Source organism: Cellvibrio sp. PSBB023 (assembly GCF_002007605.1).
Lineage (GTDB): Bacteria > Pseudomonadota > Gammaproteobacteria > Pseudomonadales > Cellvibrionaceae > Cellvibrio.
This window is the reverse complement of record NZ_CP019799.1, coordinates 2,047,412-2,071,231: the sequence shown is the minus strand read 5'-3', so window position 1 is coordinate 2,071,231 and position 23,820 is coordinate 2,047,412. Positions and strand designations below refer to the sequence as shown.

22 protein-coding genes are annotated in these 23,820 nt (G+C 50.2%); 12 read left to right on the top strand and 10 right to left on the bottom strand.

Features of this window, described 5'->3' with window-relative positions; genetic code table 11:
• On the bottom strand, nucleotides 1-1,788 hold the full coding sequence (gene oadA / locus B0D95_RS09170; protein WP_078043620.1) for a sodium-extruding oxaloacetate decarboxylase subunit alpha: 1,788 nt from the start codon (nucleotides 1,786-1,788) through the stop codon (nucleotides 1-3).
• Between the two features lie 16 nt (nucleotides 1,789-1,804).
• The gene (locus tag B0D95_RS09165; protein ID WP_078043619.1) at nucleotides 1,805-2,059 is read right to left on the bottom strand and encodes an OadG family protein; all 255 of its coding nucleotides are present in this window, start codon (nucleotides 2,057-2,059) and stop codon (nucleotides 1,805-1,807) included.
• Between the two features lie 355 nt (nucleotides 2,060-2,414).
• On the opposite strand from B0D95_RS09165, the gene B0D95_RS09160 reads away from it, so the two are divergent.
• Both B0D95_RS09160 and B0D95_RS09155 read left to right on the top strand, forming a co-directional pair.
• The gene (locus B0D95_RS09160) at nucleotides 2,415-3,617 is read left to right on the top strand and encodes an extracellular solute-binding protein (RefSeq protein WP_246841764.1); all 1,203 of its coding nucleotides are present in this window, start codon (nucleotides 2,415-2,417) and stop codon (nucleotides 3,615-3,617) included.
• A 10-nt stretch (nucleotides 3,618-3,627) separates the two neighbouring features.
• Entirely contained in the window at nucleotides 3,628-5,469 is a 1,842-nt protein-coding gene (locus tag B0D95_RS09155) for a GGDEF domain-containing protein (RefSeq protein ID WP_078043618.1), read from the top strand.
• Here the strand turns inward: B0D95_RS09155 and B0D95_RS09150 are convergent.
• Nucleotides 5,466-6,011, bottom strand: a complete 546-nt coding sequence (locus tag B0D95_RS09150) for a sugar O-acetyltransferase (protein ID WP_078043617.1) — start codon at nucleotides 6,009-6,011, stop codon at nucleotides 5,466-5,468. The genes B0D95_RS09155 and B0D95_RS09150 overlap by 4 nt on opposite strands.
• 73 nt (nucleotides 6,012-6,084) lie before the next feature.
• Here B0D95_RS09150 and B0D95_RS09145 point away from each other — a divergent pair, with 73 nt between their 5' ends.
• Complete coding sequence (locus B0D95_RS09145) at nucleotides 6,085-6,567, top strand: DUF1456 family protein (RefSeq protein ID WP_078043616.1); 483 nt, start codon at nucleotides 6,085-6,087, stop codon at nucleotides 6,565-6,567.
• 34 nt (nucleotides 6,568-6,601) lie between these two features.
• Nucleotides 6,602-7,195 (top strand): DUF1415 domain-containing protein, encoded by a 594-nt coding sequence (locus B0D95_RS09140; RefSeq protein WP_078043615.1) that lies wholly within the window; start codon nucleotides 6,602-6,604, stop codon nucleotides 7,193-7,195.
• On the opposite strand, the gene B0D95_RS09135 is transcribed toward B0D95_RS09140, so the two are convergent.
• From B0D95_RS09135 to B0D95_RS09120, 4 genes are all read right to left on the bottom strand, one after another.
• Entirely contained in the window at nucleotides 7,179-8,174 is a 996-nt protein-coding gene (locus B0D95_RS09135; protein WP_078043614.1) for a Gfo/Idh/MocA family protein, read from the bottom strand. The genes B0D95_RS09140 and B0D95_RS09135 overlap by 17 nt on opposite strands.
• A gap of 27 nt (nucleotides 8,175-8,201) precedes the next feature.
• On the bottom strand, nucleotides 8,202-9,032 hold the full coding sequence (locus B0D95_RS09130) for a S1 RNA-binding domain-containing protein (protein ID WP_078043613.1): 831 nt from the start codon (nucleotides 9,030-9,032) through the stop codon (nucleotides 8,202-8,204).
• 158 nt (nucleotides 9,033-9,190) lie between these two features.
• The gene (locus tag B0D95_RS09125; RefSeq protein WP_078043612.1) at nucleotides 9,191-10,090 is read right to left on the bottom strand and encodes a dihydrodipicolinate synthase family protein; all 900 of its coding nucleotides are present in this window, start codon (nucleotides 10,088-10,090) and stop codon (nucleotides 9,191-9,193) included.
• Nucleotides 10,091-10,133: 43 nt separating this feature from the next.
• Complete coding sequence (locus B0D95_RS09120) at nucleotides 10,134-10,916, bottom strand: aldolase (protein ID WP_078043611.1); 783 nt, start codon at nucleotides 10,914-10,916, stop codon at nucleotides 10,134-10,136.
• A 120-nt stretch (nucleotides 10,917-11,036) separates the two neighbouring features.
• Between B0D95_RS09120 and B0D95_RS09115 the strand changes: the two genes are divergently transcribed.
• On the top strand, nucleotides 11,037-12,518 hold the full coding sequence (locus B0D95_RS09115; protein ID WP_078043610.1) for a PLP-dependent aminotransferase family protein: 1,482 nt from the start codon (nucleotides 11,037-11,039) through the stop codon (nucleotides 12,516-12,518).
• A 92-nt stretch (nucleotides 12,519-12,610) separates the two neighbouring features.
• The gene (locus B0D95_RS09110; RefSeq protein WP_078045687.1) at nucleotides 12,611-13,723 is read left to right on the top strand and encodes a site-2 protease family protein; all 1,113 of its coding nucleotides are present in this window, start codon (nucleotides 12,611-12,613) and stop codon (nucleotides 13,721-13,723) included.
• A gap of 49 nt (nucleotides 13,724-13,772) precedes the next feature.
• Here the strand turns inward: B0D95_RS09110 and B0D95_RS09105 are convergent, their stop codons facing one another.
• The gene (locus B0D95_RS09105; protein WP_078043609.1) at nucleotides 13,773-14,330 is read right to left on the bottom strand and encodes a hypothetical protein; all 558 of its coding nucleotides are present in this window, start codon (nucleotides 14,328-14,330) and stop codon (nucleotides 13,773-13,775) included.
• Nucleotides 14,331-14,493: 163 nt separating this feature from the next.
• Nucleotides 14,494-15,996, bottom strand: coding sequence for a DUF3300 domain-containing protein (locus tag B0D95_RS09100; protein ID WP_078043608.1), 1,503 nt, complete (start codon nucleotides 15,994-15,996; stop codon nucleotides 14,494-14,496).
• A 242-nt stretch (nucleotides 15,997-16,238) separates the two neighbouring features.
• Here B0D95_RS09100 and minC point away from each other — a divergent pair, with 242 nt between their 5' ends.
• From minC to B0D95_RS09070, 6 genes are all read left to right on the top strand, one after another.
• Entirely contained in the window at nucleotides 16,239-16,997 is a 759-nt protein-coding gene (gene minC / locus B0D95_RS09095; RefSeq protein ID WP_078043607.1) for a septum site-determining protein MinC, read from the top strand.
• Nucleotides 16,998-17,077: 80 nt separating this feature from the next.
• A complete protein-coding gene (gene minD, locus B0D95_RS09090) occupies nucleotides 17,078-17,887 on the top strand; it encodes a septum site-determining protein MinD (protein WP_078045686.1) in 810 nt (269 codons plus the stop codon).
• Nucleotides 17,888-17,890: 3 nt separating this feature from the next.
• Nucleotides 17,891-18,148, top strand: coding sequence for a cell division topological specificity factor MinE (minE, locus tag B0D95_RS09085; protein ID WP_078043606.1), 258 nt, complete (start codon nucleotides 17,891-17,893; stop codon nucleotides 18,146-18,148).
• 115 nt (nucleotides 18,149-18,263) lie between these two features.
• The gene (locus tag B0D95_RS09080) at nucleotides 18,264-18,899 is read left to right on the top strand and encodes a PolC-type DNA polymerase III (RefSeq protein WP_078043605.1); all 636 of its coding nucleotides are present in this window, start codon (nucleotides 18,264-18,266) and stop codon (nucleotides 18,897-18,899) included.
• Nucleotides 18,900-18,929: 30 nt separating this feature from the next.
• Nucleotides 18,930-20,471 carry a helicase HerA-like domain-containing protein gene (locus tag B0D95_RS09075; RefSeq protein ID WP_078043604.1) on the top strand — a complete coding sequence of 514 codons (1,542 nt, stop codon included), beginning with the start codon at nucleotides 18,930-18,932 and terminating at the stop codon, nucleotides 20,469-20,471.
• 260 nt (nucleotides 20,472-20,731) lie between these two features.
• Complete coding sequence (locus tag B0D95_RS09070; RefSeq protein WP_149867890.1) at nucleotides 20,732-22,441, top strand: di-heme-cytochrome C peroxidase; 1,710 nt, start codon at nucleotides 20,732-20,734, stop codon at nucleotides 22,439-22,441.
• Here the strand turns inward: B0D95_RS09070 and B0D95_RS09065 are convergent.
• Nucleotides 22,436-23,716: a mechanosensitive ion channel family protein gene (locus tag B0D95_RS09065; protein WP_078043603.1), complete on the bottom strand. Its 1,281-nt coding sequence runs from the start codon at nucleotides 23,714-23,716 to the stop codon at nucleotides 22,436-22,438. The genes B0D95_RS09070 and B0D95_RS09065 overlap by 6 nt on opposite strands.
• Nucleotides 23,717-23,820: the final 104 nt, after the last annotated feature.

The following is a 23,820-nucleotide window of genomic DNA, read 5'->3' as shown; positions in this document are numbered from 1 at the left end:
TTATGCCCCCGCAATTGCAAGCAGGGTTTTGCCAACGACAACGGAATCGCCGGTTTTGACGTCAATACTGGTGATGGTGCCGCTGCAGGGTGCGCTGATTTGGGTTTCCATTTTCATGGCTTCCAACAGCAGTAATACATCGCCTTCTTGTACTTCATCGCCAACATTCACCGCAATTTTGATGATATTGCCTGCCAGCGGTGCCGGTACTTGCCGCGCTTCGCTAGTGGGCGCGGGTTTTGCTGCAACACTGCCACCTTGTAATGGCTTGATGCCGGTGAGGTCGCCGCCGTTGTTCACACTGACGGTGTATTTTTTACCGTCTACTTCCACGGTATAAATTTCTTCACCGGCGTCGTTAGTCACTACCGACGACTCTTTACCCGTTGGCGCTGGCTCAAAGGCGGTAGGGTTGTGGCGATGCTCCAGGAAGCGCAGGCCGATTTGCGGGAACAAGGCGTAGGTGAGCACATCGTCCAGTGCTCCTTCGCCGGTGCGCAGGGTGATATTGCGCAACGCGGCTTCTTTCTCCAGCGCGGAGGTCAACTGCGCCAGCTCTGGCGCAAGGTTGTCTGCCGGGCGACAGGTAATGGGCTGTTCGCCATCCTGTAACACTTTTGCTTGCAGCTCGGCGTTCATCGGCGCAGGTGTTGAACCGTATTCACCGCGCAGTACCCCGGCGGTTTCTTTGGAGATATTTTTGTAGCGTTCGCCACTCAATACATTCAGGACTGCCTGGGTGCCCACAATTTGCGAGGTGGGTGTCACCAGCGGAATAAAGCCCAGGTCTTCACGTACGCGGGGAATTTCGGCGAGCACTTCATCAAACCGGTCAATAGCACCTTGCTCGCGCAATTGGCTTTCCATATTGGTGAGCATGCCACCGGGCACCTGGGCGATCAGGATGCGAGCATCCACACCCTTTAAGGAGCCTTCAAATTTCGCGTATTTTTTGCGCATTTCACGGAAGTAGGTGGCGATCTCTTCCAGTAGTACCAAGTCCAGTTTGGTATCGCGATTGGTGCCTTCCAGGGCGGCGACCAGGGTTTCGGTCGGGCTGTGGCCATAGGTCATGGACATGGATGAAATGGCGGTATCCACATTATCGATACCGGCTTCCACGCATTTCAAAATGGTGGCGTGCGCTAAACCGGTGGTGGCGTGACACTGCATGTGGATGGGAATATCGCACTCCGCTTTCAAGCGTTTGACCAGCTTGAAACCATCGTAGGGTTTGAGTAGGCCTGCCATGTCTTTGATGCAAATGGAGTCTGCACCCATATCTTCAATTTGCTTGGCTTGGGCGATCCAGCCATCCAGGTTATGCACCGGACTCAGGGTGTAAGAGAGTGTTCCCTGCGCATGTTTGCCGTGGCGCTTGACGGCTTTCATGGCGATTTCGATATTGCGCATATCGTTCATCGCATCAAATACACGGAATACATCCACACCGCTGGTGGCGGCGCGCTCTACAAAGGCCTCTACAACATCATCGGCATAGTGGCGATAGCCCAGCAGGTTCTGGCCGCGCAACAGCATTTGCTGCGGGGTTTTAGGCATGGCCTTTTTCAGTTCGCGGATGCGATCCCATGGGTCTTCACCCAGGTAGCGAATACAGGCATCAAAAGTGGCGCCGCCCCAGGACTCCAGCGACCAAAACCCCACGCTGTCCAGCTTGGCGGCAATGGGCAGCATGTCATCCAAACGCAGGCGGGTGGCAAACAAGGACTGGTGCGCATCGCGCAGTACTACATCAGTAATTCCCAGAGGGTTATTGTTGTTGATCATGCAAAGAACTCCTGAATCAGCCGCGCGACTGCTTGTCGCGATGTTGATGAATGGCAGCCTGAATAACGGCGAGGGTAGTTGGATCTAGAGTGTCAGTGGCGAGTGTTCGCTTGATATTGGGCGTTTCTTCGATGACCGTTTCCGGAAAAAAGGTCTCCACAAAACGCGACATCATATTGACGGCGATGACCAGCAGGACAAGAAACACAAACACTGTGCCCATGCCAAAAATCAATAAATCGAGCGCTTGTTCAAATAGCGTCGCTTGCATAAAAACTAACTCCTCGTTGTGCGTAACAGCAGCAAAAGCTGCCGCTATTGGTCTGGGAATTTGGCGGATCGCCAAGAATATCGTGCGCCTAGTTATAGTGATCTATTCGTGTGTAGCGCTGCCGATTAAAGGGGGTATACGCTGGTTCAGGCAACTCCAGGGTGGGACACCTTAAAAAAAATGCCGCCATTGGGCAAGCAAAAACATACACTTGGCTATGATGGGCGAGTGTCAGCAGGTTGATACATCCACCGGCCAGGTGCCCTTATGTGGTCTATTATTGCTAGGGAATGGCGCGGTCATCCACATTGAATAACAATTGATAAGATTCACGTCCACCGCTTGGGAGTGCAGGTTGAAACCCACAATTGCTCGTTGTTTTTTTGCCATTGCGGTGCTCTTATCCGCAGCTGTCACCCGCGCAGATGATGATCTGACCATTATCTATACCTACGCAAAAGACTCCTTGGGAGCAATCTTGACGGAGTTTTCCAAGGGGGAATCGATTCCCCTCAAGGCGGAGTTCAAAGAGCAAAACGAACTCAAGTCCAGCATTATGGGCATGATGGAGCAGGGTACTACGCCTGATGCCATCATCATGCCCGCCGATCACACAGGGTTGCACAGTTTTATCAGATACAGCGAGATCAACCCTGCCGACTTTCCCGCCCGCGTGCCGCCGCGAGTCTGGGCCAGTACCTACAGTGACGGTAAGTCCTACGGCGTGCCGCTGATCCAGGGCAATCACTTAATGCTGTTTTACAATAAAAAACTGGTTGCAGAACCCGCCGCCGATTGGGAGGCCATGTTTGCCCAGCGTCCGGCGCTGATGGCCAAAGGCGTTGCCTCTATCGCCTGGAGCTTTGATGAGATGTACTGGTTTTTGCCCTTTCTGGGTGCCTATGGCGGCTGGCCACTCAACGATGGCAAGGTGCAGTTAAATACTCCCGAAATGGCGGCGGCCCTGGATTTTTATAAACAATTGCGTTCGCGTGAATTGCCTTATCCAGGCTGCAGCTATCAGTGTGCGGTCGATTTATTCAAAACTGGCGCCGTGGCCTACACCATCAATGGCGATTGGATCGGCAAAGCGTTTTATGAAGCCTTGGGGGACGATTTGGGCGTGAGTGCTATACCCGCCGCCGAAGGGCGCCATATGGTGCCTACCTTCAGCTCCTATGTGTTGTCCTTTCCCAACCAGAGCCTGAACGGCCCCAAGCGTGCCCGCCTGCTCAAACTGGCCAATTACCTGCAAAGTACGGCCGTGCAAAAGCAATTCTGGCTAGCGATGGGGGCTATCCCGGTGGAGCAGGCCGCCTTTGAACAGGCGCAGCAAAATGCCCGTGGTTACCTCAAAAAAACCATCGAGCTCATGGCTAATACCAAGCCGTTGCCCGCCGATAAAGAAATGACCTTTATCTGGGATGCGATGGGCAAGGGGTTTTTGCGTCACCGCGAGGGCGCCCTGAATGGCCCGGCGGCAGCCAAATACATGCAGCAATTGGCCGAGCGCCATATTCGCAATGCCCAGCGCATGATGACAACACCGGGCCCCTGAGGATTTGATCGTGACCAGACAGGTGCTGCCAAGGTTTCGCCATACCGTCCAGTTGTTGGTATGGGCGGTTGTTGCCGTACCTTTGCTCATTTTATGTATCTACCAACTGCGCGCCGACTATGAGCGACAAGTCACCACAAATGAACGTGAGTTGGTCTATGAAACCGAGCGGTTTTCTTTTCTGCTGACCCAAGGGCTATTGCAGTTGATGGGGGACTTGGACCGTATTGCGAGCGATGGCAATGTGATTCGCTCGCTCTCCATGCCCTTGTTCACCCCTATCTCCGTGCAAAAAATAGAATCTTACCTGGGCAGTAACCCATCGGCAGAAAGTGTGATGCTGATCGACAAAGAGTTTTTCCCCATAGAGGTCATCCCGACTTGGGCGCTGACCGATGATATCGCGGCCTATGAGCCCTACATGGCGCAGGTTGTGTCATCGCCATCCTCCATTAGCGATCCACGCCCGCGCATGTTCATCCCGCCCACTGCACCGGGACAGCCGCAAATGCTGGTGTTTATTCGCCCCATACTGACCGCCAGCAGTTCGCTGGCACAACCTTTTCAGGTGGATGGTCTGTTGCTGGTGAACATCAATACGGAAAAGTTGATGCAGGCGGTGATCGATACCCATCAAGGCCAGCCAGGCTTGTTGCGCTTGCTCAGCGACAAACAGGCAATATTCAGTCGCGGTGATAGCGACCCCGCGCTATTTCGTCATCAGGCGCCCATCATGCTGGGGCTGGGAAACCAATCGCTACAAGTGGAGTTTGGGCACACCCGACAAGGGGTAATTACCCAAGTGCTCATGGCTTATCGCACCCAGGCGATTGCGGTGATTTTGTCCATTGTGCTGATGGTGGTACTGGTCAAAAAACTGGCCGATAAAGTCGTACGGCCACTGCAGTTGTTGGATGAACAGCGTACAGCCCTACAGCGGTTGGTACAGTACTCTATGGAAGTGCATCAGACCGATGTACTGGATGAACTCGGGCAGTGGAGCCTCGCTGTGGCGCAGACCGTTGCGCGACAGCCTTTTGGGTTGTATCTGCTGCGCAATGAATTTTTTGGCGGGTGTGAGTTGATTAGCGACTTGGACGAGTCCCATCAGCAACTGTTGCGCCAACACCACAGCGCGTTAAATAGCCACACCACCTTACTATCTTTGATCGAACCTCATAGCGACTTGCATGTATTTGCGATTGGCGGCACCGGGGCGGATTACCAGGGGTTTTTGATTACCGCGCGCACCGAGCGCAGCCAGCAAGCCGAAGAGGCACTCATGGTGTTGTGCACTATGTTGTCCTCCGCGCTGCGTCAGCATTGCTTGAATGCGCGTCTGCACCAACTTGCACATTTGGATTCCGTCACCGGACTGCCCAATCGCCACCTGTTTAATACCCATTACAACGACAAACTCGCCGCCTTTTCAGCCAGTGATGCCGCAACGCATTTCGGGGTGTTTGTAGTAGATGTGAACGGCCTGAAGTTTGTGAATGACCATTATGGGCATCAATACGGCGATCAGATGCTCATGGCAGTAGCGCGCGCGCTCAAGCAAGCGGCGCGCGCCAATGATACGGTTGCCCGCGTCGGTGGCGATGAGTTTTACCTGTTGCTGGAGCAGGCCACAGAAGCTGTATGTGCGCAGTTTGTTGCCCGTCTGACTGCGCAGTGCCGGGATTTGCATATGCTGGTGGCCGGCGAGCGAATTGCCATCAGCTTCAGTGTGGGGTTCGCCAGCACCGACAAGGATTCACTCAAAAACCTGCTAATCCTCGCCGATGAACGCATGTACTCCGCTAAAAAACAGCATTATCGGCAACTGGCAGCCCAGCCCCCCGGCGATTAAGGCGCTTCATCAGCAAGGGTTTTTATGACCTTGCAAGGATTACCCACCGCGACGACACCGGCAGGAATATCTTTATTGACCAGGCTGCCTGCACCTATGACCGAGCCATTGCCGATAGTCACGCCGGCCAGAATAATCGCCCCGCCACCAATCCAGCAGTCATCGCCAATAGTGACCGCCGCGCAAAATTCCTTGCCCGTTGCGCGCTCTTGCGGGTCCAGTGGGTGTGTGGTCGCATAAATCTGTACATTCGGGCCAAACATCACATTGTTGCCAATGCGCACCTCGGCCACATCCAAAATCACACAATTGTGATTGGCATAAAATCCGTCGCCTAAAAAAATATTACTGCCGTAATCGCAAAAAAAATGGGGCTCAATATACGCGCGGGACACCTGCCCGAATAATTGTTGATACAGCGGTTTGCGCGCTTTGGTTTGGTCGGCGCGCAGCGCATTAAGTTGTTGGCACAGTTGTTTGGCGCGTTTGCGCCCGGCAACCAGCTCAGCCGCAAAAGGGTTAACCTCGTTGAATGGGTTCATAGCCTGACTCTCGAATAGTGTGTATTTGCGGTAGAATGACGCAAAATCCAGCTGCAATCATAGAGCAAGCCCCATGAGAACCAATGATATTTTTCGTAAGATTACCCAATCACTCACACTGGATACCGCGCAGGTCCAACAACTCTTTTCGCTGTCGGATATCGAACTGAGCGAAAAAGAAGTCGCCAATTTACTGAAAACGGACTATCAGCCCGGCTTTGAAGCCATGCCGGAATATGTGCTGTTAATTTTCCTCAATAGCCTGATTGAACAGCAGCGCGGCAAAAAAGAAGGTGCAGAAAAAACCGTGATTGAAAAACACGCCAAAGTATCCAATAACGATGTGCTAAAAAAACTGCGCGTCGCGTTTAACTTACACGAACAGCAGGTGCGCGAAGCCTTGGCACTGGCAACCATTGAACTCACCAAATCGGATTTGGCCGCGTTATTTCGCAAACCCGGCCATGTACACTTCAAAGCCTGTGACGATGAACTAGTGCTGGATTTTATCGAAGGACTTGGATTGTGGTTAGCGGCACGCAAGGCCAGTGCGTAACAGACGGCAATTACCAGTGCAGGAGTGTGACAACGTGAGTGAACAAACCTCGGAGCAAGCTGTTGTGCAGTCAGCAGTGCAACAGATAAAAAATGACGTGGCGCGTTGGTTAAATTCAGTAGTGATTGGTTTAAATCTCTGCCCGTTTGCGGCTAAGCCAACCGGAGAAAATCGCGTGCGTTTGGTAGTGAGTGCGGCGAACGACGATGAATTACTGCTGCAGGATTTACAGCGCGAACTGGAACTGCTCGATGAAACGCCAGCCAGTGCTCTTGAAACAACGCTATTAATTATTCCACAGCACCTGCAGGATTTTTTTGATTACAACCAATTTCTGAACTGGGCCGAACAACTGCTGAAGCGCAATCGCTGGACAGGCATTTATCAGTTGGCGACCTTTCATCCCGATTACTGTTTTGCCGGCGCTGCGCCGGAAGATGCAGAAAACCTCACCAACCGCTCGCCCTATCCAATCCTGCACATTATCCGTGAAGCCAGTTTGGAAAAGGCGCTCGCTTATTACGATGATATTGATGCTGTGCCCGATAACAATAAAGCCTGCATGGAGCAATTAACCCAAACGCAAAAACAACAGTTATTTCCTTATTTGTTTAACCCGCCTGCTTAGTGGTCTGACTAAAACAATCCATCAATTCCATAACGGCTAACGCATCTTGCAAACTGCAAGGGTTGGCGCCGTTGCCGCGGAAATAGTCGTTTACTTGTGCAATTAATGGCTGTTGTACATGCTCGGGGTGGCTGAGTGTAATAGTGCGTTCGCCATTGTTATCAATTAATTGAAGTGTGGCATCGCCAAAAAAACTGAAGTGAATGCTACCCAGAGTGCCGATAATTTCACCTTGGTCGCGCTTGTGCATAGGCGCCAAGGCAAAATGCCAGCGCCCCTGCACAACAAGGCCCGAGGCCAATTGTGCCCAGCCTTGCACTAGATCGTCTGCCGCACTTAATTGCCGTTGGTTGAGCGCTATTCCGCTGGCAGTTTGTACGCCGCCAAACCAGTGCAAGAGTAAATCCAATTGGTGTGGTGCCAAATCATGGAATAAACCACCGCCGGAAACCGCTGGGTTTAGTCGCCAATTGTCATCGCTATAAGGTGTTTCTGGTGCTGGGCGTAACATTTCAATGCGCGCAAGCAGTGGTGTGCCTATGGCGCCCGCGCGAAGTAATTCGCCAATGTGTACAAAAAATGGCAGCGCACGGCGGTAATGGGCAACACAGACTTTGTTATTACTTTGTGCCGCGGCAGCAATCAATTGTTTGCATTCGTCTGCATTGAGGGTAACGGGTTTCTCGATGTACACATCTTTGCCTGCCGCGAGTGCCGCCAGCGCATAGTCTTTGTGTTGCGCTGGTGGTGTGGCGATGTAAACCGCATCGATATCGGGATTATTCAGCAGCGTATCGGCGTTGTCGTACCAGAGCGGAACCTTGTGGCGCGTTGCAAAGTCGCGGGCTTTTTCCAAGTCGCGGCGCATAACGGCCAGCAATTGTGAATTAGGGTTTTTATAAAACCCGGGGCCGCTTTTTACTTCGCAAACACTGCCAACCCCGATAATGCCCCAGCGGATAATTTCGTTGCTATTCATGGTAAGTCGAGTCGTCGATTGTTGCGGTTATACGAGTGTAATCTTGTCTTTTTCAATCAGAATTTTTCGCTGTTTATAGAGCAAACTCAGGGCATTTTTGTAGTTGCCTTTACTCACGTTAAACGCTTTGTAAATTGAATCCGGGTCGCTCTTATCCGTCAAATAGGAAACGCCACCTTTTTGTTGCAGATCACTGAGGATTTTTTCTGCTAAATCTTCTTTAGTATCGCGCGCGTGTTTTTGCAAACTCAAATCGATTTTGCGATCAGCGCGAATGGCTTTGATATAACCTTTGACCTTTTCACCGTATAGCAACGTACGAAAAGCATCATCGCGGAAAATAAGCCCGAGGTGAGTGTGATTGACAACCGCTTTGTAACCCATATCGCTGCGACCGCAAATAATCAAGTCAACGGCTTGTTGCGCGCGCAAACCGCTGGCGCGCTCCTCAAGGTGGCGATTCAGGCGAGACGAGGCGGTGATGCGGCCAGTGTATTCATCCTGGTAAATACACACCACATAAGAGCGGCCCACTTCCATAGGTTTGTGTTGTTCGCCGTAGGGCACCAGCAAATCTTTAGGCAGTCCCCAATCCAAAAAGGCGCCCACATTATTCACTTCTTTGACTTCCAAAAAAGCACATTCGCCGACCATCGCTTTTGGCGTGAGTGTGGTAGCGATGATGCAATCGTCAGAGTCCAGGTAAATAAATACGTCCAGCTCATCACCGATATTCATTTCAATGGTGGCATAACGTTTGGGCAACAAAATATTGCCGTACTTGCCACCGTCTAGAAAAAGACCAAAATCGGTACGTTTAATGATTTTTAAGCGGTTTTGCTTGCCGATTTGTAACATAGGAGACCTTTAGCCAAGGTGTATGCGGAAAAGGCAGACAGTGTATGCGTTATGGCAGGGGGATTTCCAGTTTTACCGTTGGGTTGGGCTTTTTGATAGGGCTTAAGCAGTGATTAAACAGTAGAAAGGAGCCATATAGCTCCTTTCTGTTTGCACGGTTAACACAGTTTTTTCAAATCGCCCAATAGCGTTTCCAGTTTTCTACTACCGGCTTCGTCCAATGGTTGTAATGGCAGGCGTGGCGCACCTGCATTTAAGCCCTGTAGCTTAAGGCCAGCCTTAATTGTGGTGGGCAACCCGCCTTTTAAAATAAATTCCAGTAGCGGTAATTGTTTATAAAAAACATCGCGTGCGAGAGGGAGATCGTTATTTTGGAAAGCCTCATACAGTTTTAATGGCCATTGTGGAATGATGTTAGGTGCGGCAGTGCACCAGCCACTTGCACCGGCGGCAAAGGCTTCCAGTGCAAGAGGATTACTGCCGTTATAAAACGGTAGTTGATTATCGGCCAGTACACGAATTTTATGCATACGCTGAATATCGCCAGTGCTTTCTTTTACCATGGTGATATTGTCGATAGCCCTAAACATTTGCACAATCAATTCCGGCGACATATCAATACCGCTGGTAGCGGGATTGTTGTACACCATAATCGGTAGTGAAACCGCATCGGCAATTTTTGCGTAATGGTTAAAAATTTCATTGTTGGATAATTTCCAGTAAGAAACTGGTAAAACCATAATGGCATCAGCACCAGCCTTTTCCGCAATCTTCGCTCTTTTTATCGCGTTTGCCGTGGTGAGATCTGACACTCCAACAATAACGGGCAAGCGTTTGGCAACGGCTTTAATACTTGCCAGGGCAACATCAGTCCACTCTTCATCATTTAAATAAGTGCTTTCGCCGGTGCTGCCTAAAGGTGCAATGGCATGTGAACCATTACTGACCAATTTCTCAATTAATTGATTCAAGGTTTTAAGATCAATTTCACCCGTTGGTAAATAAGGCGTGATGGGGTAGGTAATAATGCCTTTGAATTGCGTTGATGTTTGCTTCATAAAAATATCCTCTGATGGCGGTGTGTTAAAAAATGGATTGGAGTTATTGCAGGCAGTCACTGTGTTTGCGCAATGTGCGGCGTGCGTAATAGGCAAAAAAAGCTTGATGACGCTTGGGTGTTGATGTCCAGTCGTGGGCTTCTTTTGCAAGACTTTCATCAATGGGTTGGATGTTGCCTGCTGCCATTGCGACGAGTTGCATGCGTGCAGCGCGCTCGAATAAATGTGCAAGCATTAATGCTTCTTCTACGGTTCGACCAGTGACTAACAAGCCGTGATGCGCGAGAAATAAGCAGCGCTTGTTGGTTAATGCTTCAGAAATCATTTGGCCTTCGCTGTTGCCCACAGGAATGCCTGGCCACTTATCAAGAAATGCGCAGTCATCAAAGAGTGGCGTGGTATCCATGTGTGAAATCACCAGCGGCTTTTCGAGCATGGAGAGTGTGGCAACGTGAAACGGATGCGTATGGATAATGCACTTTATGTCCGGATAGCGGCGGTATACCCAAGTATGGAAACGGTTGGCAGGATTGGGCATGCCTGCGCCGTCAAGGCGGTTGAGGTCTTCGTCCACCAGTAACAAATTGGATGCAGTGATTTCATCAAACCCCAGCCCCAACTGTTGTGTGTAATAGGTGCCCGGTTCGTCGGCGCGGGCGGTGATCTGACCAGCGAGGCCGGAGTCGTGCCCGGCATCAAATAAAATACGGCAACTGAGCGCTAATTTTTCCCGCGTGCTCCATTGGGGCAGCGATAAAAACTGTTCCATCTTTTGTTGCGACTGGAGAATTAATTCATCTTTGGGGGTATCAAGGGTGTTCGCCATTTTCTGCTCCTCAGGGTTGACGTAAGGTCTGTTGGCAGTAATAGTGCGATTTTTTCTGGCTCCCTTAATCGTCCAGTTTTAAAAATATTACTGGTCCAGATGGGGTGTGCGAGGTGGACAATGTTACGGAATTGGTACTTGACTCTGGTATTGGAGCGGACGGCAGGTGTGCCACTGCATTTGCAGCTGGTACAAGCGATCACTCAGGAAATCCAGCGTGGGCGTTTGCTGCCGGGTAGCGCTTTACCCGGTAGCCGCACAATTGCTGAGGCGCTGTCACTCAACCGCAAGACGGTAGTGCAGGCTTATGATGAATTGCAGGCACAAGGTTGGATTGAAACACAAGCGCGACGTGGTGCTTTTGTCTCGGCATATTTGCCGCTGCTGCCGGAGAAAAAAGAAAGCCCGAATGCACTTCAGGCAGCGCCATCTTTTGCGTACACCTTGCCTGAAAACAATATGTGGCCCTATGGTGATTTGGCGATGAATCTGCCAGGCATTATCCGTTTTAGCGACGGTGTGCCCGATGCGCGTCTGGTGCCTTTTGATGTGTTGTCGCGTGCATATCGCCGAGCGCTGGTATTTTCTGCGCGCGCTAATCGACTTGCGTATGATGATCCGCGCGGGAGTCAATTATTGCGCGAAGCGATTGCCGATATGTTGCGCACCGAGCGTGGCATGAGTGTTTCGGAAACGCATATTTGTGTTGTGCGCGGTAGCCAGATGGGGATTTATCTCAGCGCACGGTTACTTGCCTCAGCTGAGGGCTGTGTCGTGATGGAAGAACTCGGGTATCCACCTGCGCGCGAAGCATTTATCTCCTGTGGCATAGCGCTTGAGTATGTTCCACTGGACCACGCTGGAATGGATTTGGATGCCTTGGAAGCGCTTTGTTTGCAGCGAAAAGTGAGTGCGGTTTACACCACACCGCACCATCAATTTCCCACCACTGTCATGCTTTCCGTTGAGCGACGCATTCGATTACTGGAATTGGCGCGGCAGCATGATTTTGTGATTATTGAAGATGATTACGATCATGAATTTCATTTTTCCCACAGCCCGATGTTGCCACTGGCAAGTATGGATACTGATGGTCGTGTGATTCACATCGGCTCGCTATCCAAAGTGCTCGCGCCGGGGTTGCGACTGGGTTATATCGCTGCGCCGGAGTTGGTGATTAATCGTTGTGTGCGCGACATTATTTTGATTGATCGGCAAGGAAATTCCCTGACTGAATTGGCTGTTGCTGAATTGATGCGTAGCGGGGAAATAAAACGGCATGTGCGGCGTGCATTAAAAATCTATCGAGAGCGACGCGACTATGCGGTTAAGCGTGTGCGCGAGATTATTCCGGAAGCGGTGTTCACTGTTCCTCCAGGTGGGTTGGCTTTGTGGTTAGTTCTGGATGCGCGGCTTGATATGTTGCAATTGCAGCGTGACACTTTGAATCAGGGGGTGGCGATATTGCCAGGGCAATGGTTTTCCGGGCCAGGAAAAACAATTCCCGCATTGCGTTTAGGTTATGCGAGTTTGAATCAGCAAGAACTGGAACAAGGGTTAGCGGGTTTGGCCCTGGCTATAAAACAACAGGTATTGGATTAGGTGTGTACAATGCGCCGCTAGGTTAGCAAGGCTGTTGGTAGTGAATTTTCATCACAGTATATTGATGATTCTGATTAAGAGAATTGATGTTTATGCAGTTATTTTCGTTTGGTTACGCTGGTCATGAATTTGCGGTGGCGGCCACTCCGGCAACAGGAGAGGAACAAGTGGCTGTCGATGGTCAGCTAGTATCCAGTGCGCGCCATTTTGGTATTGCCAGTACGCATGAATTTGTATTGGCTGATCTGGGTGCGGTGAAATTGGTGTATGTACTTAACCTGCGTGCGGGTGATGTGAATTACGAATTATGGGTTAACGATGCGCAAGTGTTGGAAGGGCGCGCACTGGTGTCGGCTGAGCAGCAATCTGCAGCCCAGGCGTTTGCCGCACAACAAGCGGCGTTGGCAGGCGAGGGCGGTGCACCAGCGGCTCCGGCACCTGACAAAAGCAATTCCTGGTTATCCATTGGTTTGATTGCCTTTAAGTTTTTAAAAGCAGCGCAAGTGGTAAAAGTCGCCTTGATGGCGGCCTCGGTTGCGGTGTACAGCGTGATGTTTACCCTGGAGTTTGCACTGGCACTGGTGGGTGTATTGGTATTCCATGAGTACGGCCATTTACGTGCGATGAAAAAATGCGGCCTGCCCACCAAGGGTATGTACCTGATTCCCTTTGTGGGTGGTTTGGCAGTGGGCGATATGCCTAAAACCCGCTGGCAGGATGTGTATATCTCGATGATGGGGCCGGTATTTGGCTTGGTCCTGACCGTGGCTTTTTACATTGTTTATCTGGTGACCGATAGTCATTTTGCCGGATTGGTAGCTTCCACCAGCGCGCTGCTGAATCTATTTAATTTGATTCCCGTGCATCCGCTCGATGGCGGGCGTGTAGTCAAATCGCTGGTGTTTTCCGGGCGTAATTATTTGGCGCTGGTTGCGTTGCTGGTCATTTCCGCATTGTGTTTTGTGGTGGCCTGGAAGCTGGGTTTGTACTTCATCACCTTTTTTATTGTTCTGGGAGTGATTGATATTCTCGCCGGTTGGCGCGTAGGGCTGGCGGAAGATATACCGCCGCTTACCCGCTACGGTATCTGGTTTTCGGTATTGTGGTACTTGGCGGTAGTGGGGTTGTTTATCGGGATGATTTTGTTAATCGCCGCCGATGCGCTACCCGGTTCGGAAATTGCGATCAAAGTGCTTGCGTCTTGATGCATGACAGGCTGCCGCATCCGTTTGGCAGCCTGTGTTTATCGGTAGATTATAAAAACGGATCGTCTTCGCTGACGGGAAAATAGCGGTTGGCGGTGATGACATCCGGACTAATTTTATGGGCTAGCAGGTCATCCACATCGTTGTTAACCCGATTAATCAGCGGTAGCGCCTCATCGCGATCCAAAGACTCCAGGAGCGCGTTGCCCCAAATGGATACATGGCGCAAATAAATAGTGCGTGTATTGGATTTTTTCGCCCACTCCCCTGACACCAAGCGGCCTATACGGTCGATTTTGTAGCGAATCTCTTCCACTTGCTGCGGGTCATTCACCTGGGCGACCAATTCATCGGTCATTTTGATCCAGCCGCGTCGGTACAGCTCCCATCCTTTATAGAAACGCAAGATCCAGGTGAGGTATTCATCCTGGGTTTGGATTTGTTTATTGATTTTGTCTGCCTCGTAAACCTTCACAAAATAAGCGCGGGATGGCATGCGCTCAGGCCATGGGTCTTGTGCGGCGCGATGGGTGGAGGTACAGGCGAACAAGGAGGCGACCAGCGCCAGTAGCGCCAGCAGTCGAAAGGGGTGTGCACGTTTTTGCATGGAGGTGAAACGCTCTGTTGTACGTGAGGTGAAGCCAGTGTGGTTCAACAATGTTGCAGTAGTATAAAAGCTGGCGAAGTGCTTGCACAGGTAAATGCAGAAGAAGATAGGTGAGACGGGAGTAGTGCGATGGCGCCCTGTGCAGGCGCCATCTTCAAGGCGATTAACGTTCGCGCTCGCCGCGCATACTGGCGCGGTTATCGCCACCACTGCGTTCTACCCGTGGTGTATCGCGGCGTTCGTTGTTTTGAAAGCGCGGTTGGCTGCGCTCAATAGGTTGCGCGCGCGGTGATTGAATCCGCTCAACACGGTTACTGTTAATGTCTTGCTGCCGGTTTGGTTGCTCGGTGCGGTAAATACGTTGCCGCTCTTGCGTAGACTGTACACCGGGTTGGGCGCGATACTCCGGCTGCTGGGTTCTGTTAATGGATGTTTCCGGGCGACTTTCGCGTCGTTCAATGAGCCGCTCCTGGCGCTCCGGTTGCGGGTTGCGCGCCCGTTGATCATCACCCCGATTGGGTGTGGTGTTGAATTGTTCGCGGCGCTCTGTCATTCGTTCACGCAACTGGTCGGCGCGCGGCTGGTTGCGCTGCTCATCATTACCGTAGATGCGTGCCCTGGCATCATTGCCGCCCATGGGGCCTGCCTGACGGCGTTCCAGTTGTTGTTGGAATTGCGCATCGCGGCCCTGACGTTGATCCCGTGCACGGTTAGGGGCGATCTGGTTGCCATCGCGCAGATTGCTGCGATATTCACGGGTATCGCGATAGCTTTCCCGCGGGCTATTGAAACGCTCGCGAGTGTTATTGTCGTAATAGGCTACGCCCCGTCTGTGTACCGGGTTATGGTGCCAATGACGGGCATTTTGATAGCGCACTACGCTGCGGCTGTCGTAAAAACGGTGATGATGGTGGTGATCAACCACTACGACCCGGCGTTGATGCCAGTGTACTGCGCTGAAATAAAAGCGCGGACCAAGGTAAACCCGTGGACCCCAATAAAAGCCGGATACAAACACATAGCTGCTGGGGTAGTGCCAATACACTGGTGGGTAGTCTGGCCACCACCAACTGCCATAGACCACACGGGTATCGTAGGCGGGCACATAAACCACCCGCTCAACCGAGGGCTCAATCACAATGGTTCGCTCTTCGCGGATTACCCGCACATGCTCCACCTTGTCCAGATTGCCGGAGTCATAGGCGCGATTGCGCAGGTTTTGGATACTGTCCATCACCCGCTCTTCATCGGCGAGGAAAGCGTCGCCCAATTGTTGGGTCCAATCCAGATCATCGCTCATGCGCTTTAAAATATCGGGAAAGGCGACCAGTGCTTTAACACTGGGGTCCCAGTCCCGTCCGTCCACGGCATTGACGGCATCATCACCTTTGTAGCGGGTGTTGTTACGCGCCCAGCGGTCAGCCTCCACCACTTCCAGGGGGTAGGTAGAAGCAATTAGTACGTGGGATAAAACTGTATCCGGGTAGAGGGCGATTGGCGCCAGCAGGGAATCCAACTGGGCTGAGCTGAAGCTCGACTGGGTTGCGGCCCCGCGATAGGCCGGTGTTTCCACCGCTTGGCTCGTCGTGCAGCCCACCAATAACGGCAACAGCAGGCTGAGTGTTAACGCAAGTTTTCCGGGGCGTTGCAGTAGCTGATAGGTCATGGTGGTTCTCACTGTTATCACGCATTTTCACAATAGTCGCCCCTTGGAGGGCGGATTGGCGCTCATGGTTCATTTATAGGCGCGTGGGGCTTAACGCTGGCTGAACTATCAAGCAGGTAGCACGGCGATTGGATTGTGCTTTATTGGCTACGTATCTTGCTTGACTAATCAACATGCGCCCCGATAATGGCGCACCTCTGCAATGCAAACTGCAGCACCGCCCCCAGACCCGAGAGCCACGCATGATCGATGTGAATTTCCAGCTAAAAGGTAGTGCCATTACCGTGGTGGTATTGGCGATTATTCGCTACGAACCCAAGAGTTTGGTGGACGAACTGAAAGAGAAAATCACCCAGGCGCCCCAGTTCTTTGTGAACTCTCCGGTATTGATCAATCTGGATCGCCTTGAAAACCCTGAAAGCCTGAAAAAAATAGCGGATTTGCTGACGATTTGCCGCGAACTGGATTTACAACCACTAGGTTTTAGCGGCGTACCTGAGGTATTGTTAGCGGCAGTTAACAAGACGGGCTTGGCCATACTGCCAACCCCTAGCGAACGTGCACTCAAGCTTCCTAAACAGGAAACGGCGACCTCGGTAGAAACGGTTATCGAGCGCGTTGTGGAAACGGTTGTAGAAACCGTTATTGAAGAGCGATTGGTGCAACGTCAAAGCAAAGTGATCACACGTCCGGTGCGTTCAGGCCAGCAAATTTACGCAGAAGGCGCAGACCTTATTGTACTGGCGCAAGTCAGTGAAGGCGCCGAAGTGTTGGCCGATGGTCATATCCATGTTTACGGCACCCTGCGTGGTCGCGCCCTTGCCGGGGTAAAAGGCGATGAAAGTGCACGTATTTTCTGCCAGCAAATGGAGGCTGAATTAGTCTCGGTGGCAGGCAATTTTGTACTGCAGGATTCACTGCCCCCGGAATTATTGAAAAAGCCTGTGCAGGTATCGCTGAAAGGCGAAAAAGTCGTTGTCGAAGCACTGGTGAGTAATTAGCGGATAGGGGATTGATTGCCTATCAATTACCTATTCAGGTTTGTATTTTTTACCCAGATTTGTCATTTAAGGAGCCTCCCTTGGCCAAAATTATCGTTGTTACATCAGGTAAAGGCGGAGTGGGAAAAACCACCTCCAGCGCAGCAATCAGCACTGGCTTGGCGATGCGCGGCCACAAAACCGTGGTTATCGATTTCGATGTGGGTTTGCGTAACCTCGATTTAATCATGGGCTGCGAACGCCGTGTTGTGTACGACTTTGTTAATGTCGTGAAAGGTGAGTCCACCTTGAATCAGGCATTAATCAAAGACAAGCGTACAGAAGGTTTATATATTCTGCCCGCGTCGCAAACCCGCGATAAAGATGCACTTACTCGCGAAGGCGTAGAAGTCGTTATCAATGAACTCTCCAAAGATTTTGAATTCATTGTGTGCGATTCACCTGCCGGTATTGAACAGGGCGCATTGATGGCATTGTATTTTGCAGATATCGCCATTGTGGTTACCAACCCGGAAGTGTCTTCGGTGCGCGACTCGGATCGTATCCTCGGTATTTTGCAGAGCAAATCCCGTCGCGCCGAGCAAAATCTGGAGCCGATCAAAGAGCATTTGTTGTTGACTCGCTACAACCCTGTGCGGGTAGAAGCCGGCGAAATGCTCAGTGTAAATGACGTGGAAGAAATCCTGGCCATTCCACTGCTGGGTGTTATTCCTGAATCAGAGGCAGTATTAAAAGCCTCTAACCAGGGTGCGCCAGTTATCCTTGACGATGCAACCCAAGCGGGACAAGCCTATAACGATGCTGTTGATCGTTTATTGGGTAAAGATATTCCGCACCGTTTCCTTGAAGCTGAAAAGAAAAGTTTCCTTAAGCGTTTGCTGGGGGTATAAACCGTGAGTATTTTTGATTATCTGCGCAAGAAGCGCGCGCCCTCATCGGCATCTGTGGCAAAGGAACGATTGCAAATTATCGTGGCGCATGAGCGCACCAAGCGCAACTTAAACCAACCGGATTTCCTGCCGCAAATGCAGCAGGAAATTATTGCGGTGATTCGCAAATATATTCATATCGAATCTGACCAGGTTACGGTCAACCTCGACAACTCCGACAATTGCTCTGTGTTGGAGTTGAATATTACGTTGCCGGATTAACCGTGAAGCTGCCAGATTTGCGCAGCAATTAATAAGGGATGCGCTCTGTGAGTGCATCCCTTTTTTGTTTGTCTTTTTTGGTGCAGTGCTACTGTATTAATGTTCGGATTCTTTCATGATGCTACTGGAACTCCATCGTTACCCTGCCGATAGTTTGGTGGTATTTGACTTTGAAACAACCGGTCTATCGCCGGATATGGGTGATCGTGCCATTGAAATTGGTGCGGTATTGATTGAAAACGGAAGAATCACCGATCGTTTCCAACAGCTTATGAATCCAGGGATTCGCATTCCACTGTTTATCGAAAATCTCACCGGTATCACCAACGCTATGGCGAAGGAGTCGCGTAGCAATGCACAGGTGATGGCTGATTTTTACGAGTTTATTTCCGGGCGCAATCTGGTTGCCCACAACGCCAGTTTTGATGAGCGTTTCCTGCGGGCAGAATTTAAACGGATCAAAAAAACATTCAGTGGCGGTATCGCCTGTAGTTTATTGGCCTCGCGACGTATTTTCCACGATGCGCCCAATCATCAGTTGGCGACCTTGGCATCCTACAAAAACTTACCGACAGAAGGCATCTACCACCGGGCATTGGCGGATGCTGAAGTGACTGCGCACTTATGGTTGCGCTTGCTGGATGAACTGCGTGCGCAACAGGGATTTACGCAATTATCCTTCGGATTTATGCATCAATTAACCAAAACACCCAAACACCAATTGCGCAAACTTTATGCGCAGCAGCGGTAAAATTATTTTGCTTATTGTTATGGAGAGCTTATGACTCAACACTATCTTATTGGTGGCAATGGCACCCAGTCAGTCCATTTAAATTTGCGCATGGCAAATCGTCACGGGTTAATTGCCGGTGCAACCGGTACGGGTAAAACAGTGAGCTTGCAGGTGTTGGCCGAAGGTTTTGCCAAAGCAGGCGTACCGGTTTTTATGGCGGATATTAAAGGTGACCTGTCTGGCCTTGCCAAAGCGGGAAAACCTCACCCTAAAGTAGATGAGCGTGTACAGCTCATGGGCATTAGCGATTATCAGCAGCGATTATTTCCCTGCGTGTTTTGGGATTTATATGCGCAGCAAGGGCACCCGGTACGCGCTACTATTTCCGATTTTGGCCCATTGCTGCTCGCCAATTTTTTTGATTTGAATGAAACCCAAACTGGCGTGCTTTATGCAGCCTTTAAAATTGCCGACGACCAGGGCATGTTGCTGTTGGATTTAAAAGACCTGCAAGCCATGTTGAATTGGATGAAGGACGAACGCAAGAACCTGGAAGACGAATACGGTGGTTTGAGTGAAGCCAGTATTGCCGCTATTCAGCGCAGGTTGATGATGTTGGAACAGGAAGGTGCTGATCATTTCTTTGGTGAGCCTGCTCTGGATTTAAACCATCTCATGCAGGTAACACTGGAAGGCACTGGTGTGATTAATATTCTGGATGCCACCAAATTAGTGAATCAGCCAAAACTCTATGCCATTTTTTTGCTGTGGTTAATTTCGGAGTTGTTTGAAAACTTACCGGAGCAAGGCGATGCCGATAAACCCAAGTTGGTGTTTTTCTTTGATGAGGCGCATTTATTATTTAACGGTGCACCAAAATTATTAGTGGATAAAATTGAACAGGTGGTTCGGTTGATTCGCTCCAAAGGTGTGGGAATTTATTTCATCTCCCAAAGTCCGGCCGACATTCCCGACAGCGTCTTGGGGCAGTTGGGCAATCGCATCCAGCATGCACTGCGCGCTTATACCCCCAAAGACCAACAAGCGGTAAAAATTGCGGCGCAAACCTTTCGCCCTAATCCGGCTTTTTCTACAGAAGCGGTGATTACTGAATTGGGTATAGGTGAGGCCTTGGTATCGGTATTGGATGAAAAAGGCTCGCCCACACCCGTTGAGCGGGTGATGGTTGCACCACCGGCATCGCGTATTGGCCCACTAACACCGGAAGAGCGCGCTGAAGTCATGGCGCGATCGCCCTACAAAGCGATTTACAATCAAGTGATTGACCGTGAATCTGCCTATGAAATTTTAAAGCAGCGCGTAAATCAGCAAGCACAGGTGACGCAGCAAGAAAAATTACAGACGCAACAGCGCATCGAGCAAGAACGCCTTGCCAAAGAGCAGCAGAAACAGCAAGAACGCTGGCAGCGCGAGCAGGAAAAAGCGCAACAGCAAGCGCAGCGCGCCAGTAACCGACGTGAATCCGCCGCAGAAGCCTTGGCGAAAAGTGCGGCGCGTGCTATTGGTAGTAACCTTGGCCGACAGATTGTGCGCGGTATTCTCGGTTCGCTATTGGGAGGGCGACGTTAAGGTACTGTTGTTTACTGCACAGTTAATCAATGCATGATTAGTTGATATAGAGTCAGTTGATCTGCTGTTAATTGATCTATGGTTAGTGAATGGCTTGGCAAATTATCAAACATCGGGTAATCGTAATTCATGGCTGTAATCACGGTTATCCGATGTAATAGAAGGAGACTGGTAAGGCATTAACAGTGGAGGGAATCGTTTTTTTAAAGTGTGCTACTACTTCAGGTGTGGAGTAGTAATAAAAATGTTGAGGATGCAGCATGAAAAAACACAGTAAAAAAAACAAAACAACTCTGATTGGTGCAAATAAACTATGGCGCGGTATGGGGTTTGGAACCCTGCTGCTGGTGACATGTGCCAGTGCCGCACAGACACATAATGTGTCGCCAGAGCGACAGCATATGCATTATTTACCCCAAGGCTGGGATCACCAAACCCGCCAGAAAATATCCTTCACTTCTTTTGGTTCCCGCATTATTCCCTACGATTGGTTTCTCGCGCTGGAACAAGCCGATAACACCACATTATTTCGCGATTCCGCACATATGGCGGCCCTGGGTTTTATCAGCGCACCTGCTGATGAGTACAACCCGGATGGCCTGCCCATTGGCATAGTGCGCGATACCGATAAGCACCAGGGCGATTATGTCGGTATGACCTGTGCGGCGTGCCATACAGGACAAGTCATGGTCAATGGCCAGCGTATTCAAATTGATGGTGGGCAAGCGCTAATTGATTTCAGTGGTTTTGAATTTGCACTGGTTGCTGCACTGTCTGCAACACTTGCCGATACTGAAAAATTTGCGCGTTTTTATACGCGTGTGCATACCGCGCAATCTGCCGGTGGCATTATTTCCACAAACAGTACAACGCCTTCGTTAACGACCCAATCACTGCAGGTGTTGTTGCAAGAACGATTAGCGCAATTGCAACAGCGCTTAGCGATTAACAAGACCGATGTGCCTTATGGCTATGGGCGACTGGATGCATTTGGGCAAATTTTTAATGCAATTGCCGTTGAAGCATTGAATATGCCGGAAAATATTTATTCGCCGAATGCGCCCACCAGTTACCCCGTACTCTGGGATGCCTCTCATTTGGATCTGGTGCAATGGAATGCTTCAGCACCGAATAAAGAACCCGGGCCGCTGTTTCAAAATGCGATTACTGCGCTTGCGGTTTACGGCACGATCAGTATCAAAAAAGAGCATTTAACCTATTCATCGTCTATTCGCATTCATCACTTGGCTGATATTCAAAATGCGTTTTATCAACTGACCGCGCCGCCCTGGCCGCAGGACATAGTAGGCCCTTTAGATGCAGGAAAATTGGCAGCGGGCAAAGCACTCTACGATCAGCATTGTGTAGAGTGTCATACCCATGTGGATACAACAGATAAAAAACGTAAGCTCAATGCCGTACTAACGCCCGTAGCTGAAGTGGGAACCGATCCATTAATGGCGAGCAATTTCAGTCAGCGCAAAGTGAAAACCGGTATTCTGGAAGGTGAGCGCAGTATGGTGCTGATTGGAAAAAAATTCGCGGCAGATGCTGGCTCACTTGAATTGGTAAAACATGCGGCGATGGGAGCATTATTAAATAGCCCCTGGCAGACTCTCAAAGCAATTGTCAGTGAATATCAGGACAACCATTCTGCTGCTGTGCCCACAGTGGATAGCTACAAGGCGCGTTCTATTAACGGCATTTGGGCATCATCCCCTTATTTGCATAATGGCTCGGTGCCTACCATTTACGATTTATTATTGCCTGCAGCACAGCGACCACAGCAGTTTTATGTGGGGAATATTGAGTTGGATACTCAAAAAGTAGGAAGCCTATCCAGCGCAGCGCCCAATACCAGTTTGTTTGATACACGGCTCCCCGGCAACGCCAATACTGGCCATGAATATGGCACAGCATTGAGCGACGAAGAGCGTTGGGCGCTGGTGGAATATATTAAAAGTTTATGATGTTGGTGACTCGGCAGTTACGCGTGGGTTGTTAAGTGTGCTGCCGAGTTGTTGCATGTCATAACCGGTTGGTGACTGATACACCCGCAAACCAAATTCAGGCAACACCGCAAAAATATGGTCAAAAATATCGGCCTGGATATTTTCATAAGCTGCCCACGCGGTGGTATTGGTAAACGCATAAATCTCCAGTGGGATACCTTCTGCCCCCGGATGCAACTGGCGCACCATACAGGTCATTTCCTTGTGGATGTGCGGGCTCGCTTTTAAATAGGCTTCAAGGTAGGCGCGCAGCGTGCCAAGGTTTGTCAGGCGGCGGCCATTGGCGGCGGAACTGGCATCCACTTTGTGTTCGGCATTGTAGGCAGCAATTTCGGTTAACTTGTTTTCAATATAACTACTCAATAATTGCGCTTTCCGCAGGCGATTAATATCGGCGTCTGTCAGGAAATGAACACTGGTAGTATCAATATTAATGGCGCGCTTAATACGGCGTCCGCCGGATTCGGTCATGCCGCGCCAGTTTTTAAATGAATCAGAAATCAATGCGTAGGTAGGAACCGTGGTAATGGTTTTATCCCAGTTGCGAATTTTTACGGTGGTAAGGTTAATGTCAACCACATCGCCATCGGCGCCATATTTTGGCATTTCAAGCCAATCGCCTACGGCCAGCATTTTATTGGCGGACAACTGAATGCCCGCCACCAAACCAAGAATTGGATCTTTAAAGACCAATAATAAAATTGCCGTCATGGCCCCCAAACCACTAAATAAAATAACGGGGGATTTACCAATCAATAACGCAATCGCAAAAATAATAGCAACCGTAGCGCCAATTAATTTAATGCTTTGAAAAATACCGCGTAAGGGAAGGCGCTTGCCGGTTGGGCTATTATTGGAAATGTCCTCCAGCGTATCCAGCAACGAGTACACTGACAACAAACCATACAACAAAATCCATAAGTGGGTTATCACTTCAATAACAGGTAACGCGTTATCATCGGCATTCAGCCAGAGTCGCGCTTGCACAAAAATAATAATGCCTTGCAAGGTTAACGCGATACGAGGAAACAGTTTATTTTTATACAGTGAATGCTTCCATTGCTGCTCGGAGTTGTTGGCGTTTTTCCGTAAAAACCCCATCACAACCTTGTGAAATAGCCAGTGGATAATAAGTGATATCAGCACAATCAGTATTATCACCGCTGATGCGTAAATATAGTCGTTATCGCCCATACCAAGCTGCGTCAGCAGGTTTTGCATAAGTTCTTTCATAAGGCAGTCATTCTCCTGTCTATCATTGTGGCGGCCTTAAACCGCGTGAGGCTTGGGTGTAAATGTCTCCAAAAAGTTCAGTTGCGTTTATATTGTTTAAAAGT

What these genes read in the sequence shown, in the direction of transcription:
- oadA (WP_078043620.1), bottom strand. Translation starts at nt 1,788, where the DNA reads ATGATCAACAACAATAACCCTCTGGGAATTACTGATGTAGTACTGCGC.
- B0D95_RS09165 (WP_078043619.1), bottom strand. Translation starts at nt 2,059, where the DNA reads ATGCAAGCGACGCTATTTGAACAAGCGCTCGATTTATTGATTTTTGGC.
- B0D95_RS09150 (WP_078043617.1), bottom strand. Translation starts at nt 6,011, where the DNA reads ATGAACCCATTCAACGAGGTTAACCCTTTTGCGGCTGAGCTGGTTGCC.
- B0D95_RS09145 (WP_078043616.1), top strand. Translation starts at nt 6,085, where the DNA reads ATGAGAACCAATGATATTTTTCGTAAGATTACCCAATCACTCACACTG.
- B0D95_RS09135 (WP_078043614.1), bottom strand. Translation starts at nt 8,174, where the DNA reads ATGAATAGCAACGAAATTATCCGCTGGGGCATTATCGGGGTTGGCAGT.
- B0D95_RS09130 (WP_078043613.1), bottom strand. Translation starts at nt 9,032, where the DNA reads ATGTTACAAATCGGCAAGCAAAACCGCTTAAAAATCATTAAACGTACC.
- B0D95_RS09125 (WP_078043612.1), bottom strand. Translation starts at nt 10,090, where the DNA reads ATGAAGCAAACATCAACGCAATTCAAAGGCATTATTACCTACCCCATC.
- B0D95_RS09120 (WP_078043611.1), bottom strand. Translation starts at nt 10,916, where the DNA reads ATGGCGAACACCCTTGATACCCCCAAAGATGAATTAATTCTCCAGTCG.
- B0D95_RS09115 (WP_078043610.1), top strand. Translation starts at nt 11,037, where the DNA reads ATGTTACGGAATTGGTACTTGACTCTGGTATTGGAGCGGACGGCAGGT.
- B0D95_RS09110 (WP_078045687.1), top strand. Translation starts at nt 12,611, where the DNA reads ATGCAGTTATTTTCGTTTGGTTACGCTGGTCATGAATTTGCGGTGGCG.
- B0D95_RS09105 (WP_078043609.1), bottom strand. Translation starts at nt 14,330, where the DNA reads ATGCAAAAACGTGCACACCCCTTTCGACTGCTGGCGCTACTGGCGCTG.
- B0D95_RS09100 (WP_078043608.1), bottom strand. Translation starts at nt 15,996, where the DNA reads ATGACCTATCAGCTACTGCAACGCCCCGGAAAACTTGCGTTAACACTC.
- minC (WP_078043607.1), top strand. Translation starts at nt 16,239, where the DNA reads ATGATCGATGTGAATTTCCAGCTAAAAGGTAGTGCCATTACCGTGGTG.
- B0D95_RS09080 (WP_078043605.1), top strand. Translation starts at nt 18,264, where the DNA reads ATGATGCTACTGGAACTCCATCGTTACCCTGCCGATAGTTTGGTGGTA.
- B0D95_RS09075 (WP_078043604.1), top strand. Translation starts at nt 18,930, where the DNA reads ATGACTCAACACTATCTTATTGGTGGCAATGGCACCCAGTCAGTCCAT.
- B0D95_RS09070 (WP_149867890.1), top strand. Translation starts at nt 20,732, where the DNA reads ATGAAAAAACACAGTAAAAAAAACAAAACAACTCTGATTGGTGCAAAT.
- B0D95_RS09065 (WP_078043603.1), bottom strand. Translation starts at nt 23,716, where the DNA reads ATGAAAGAACTTATGCAAAACCTGCTGACGCAGCTTGGTATGGGCGAT.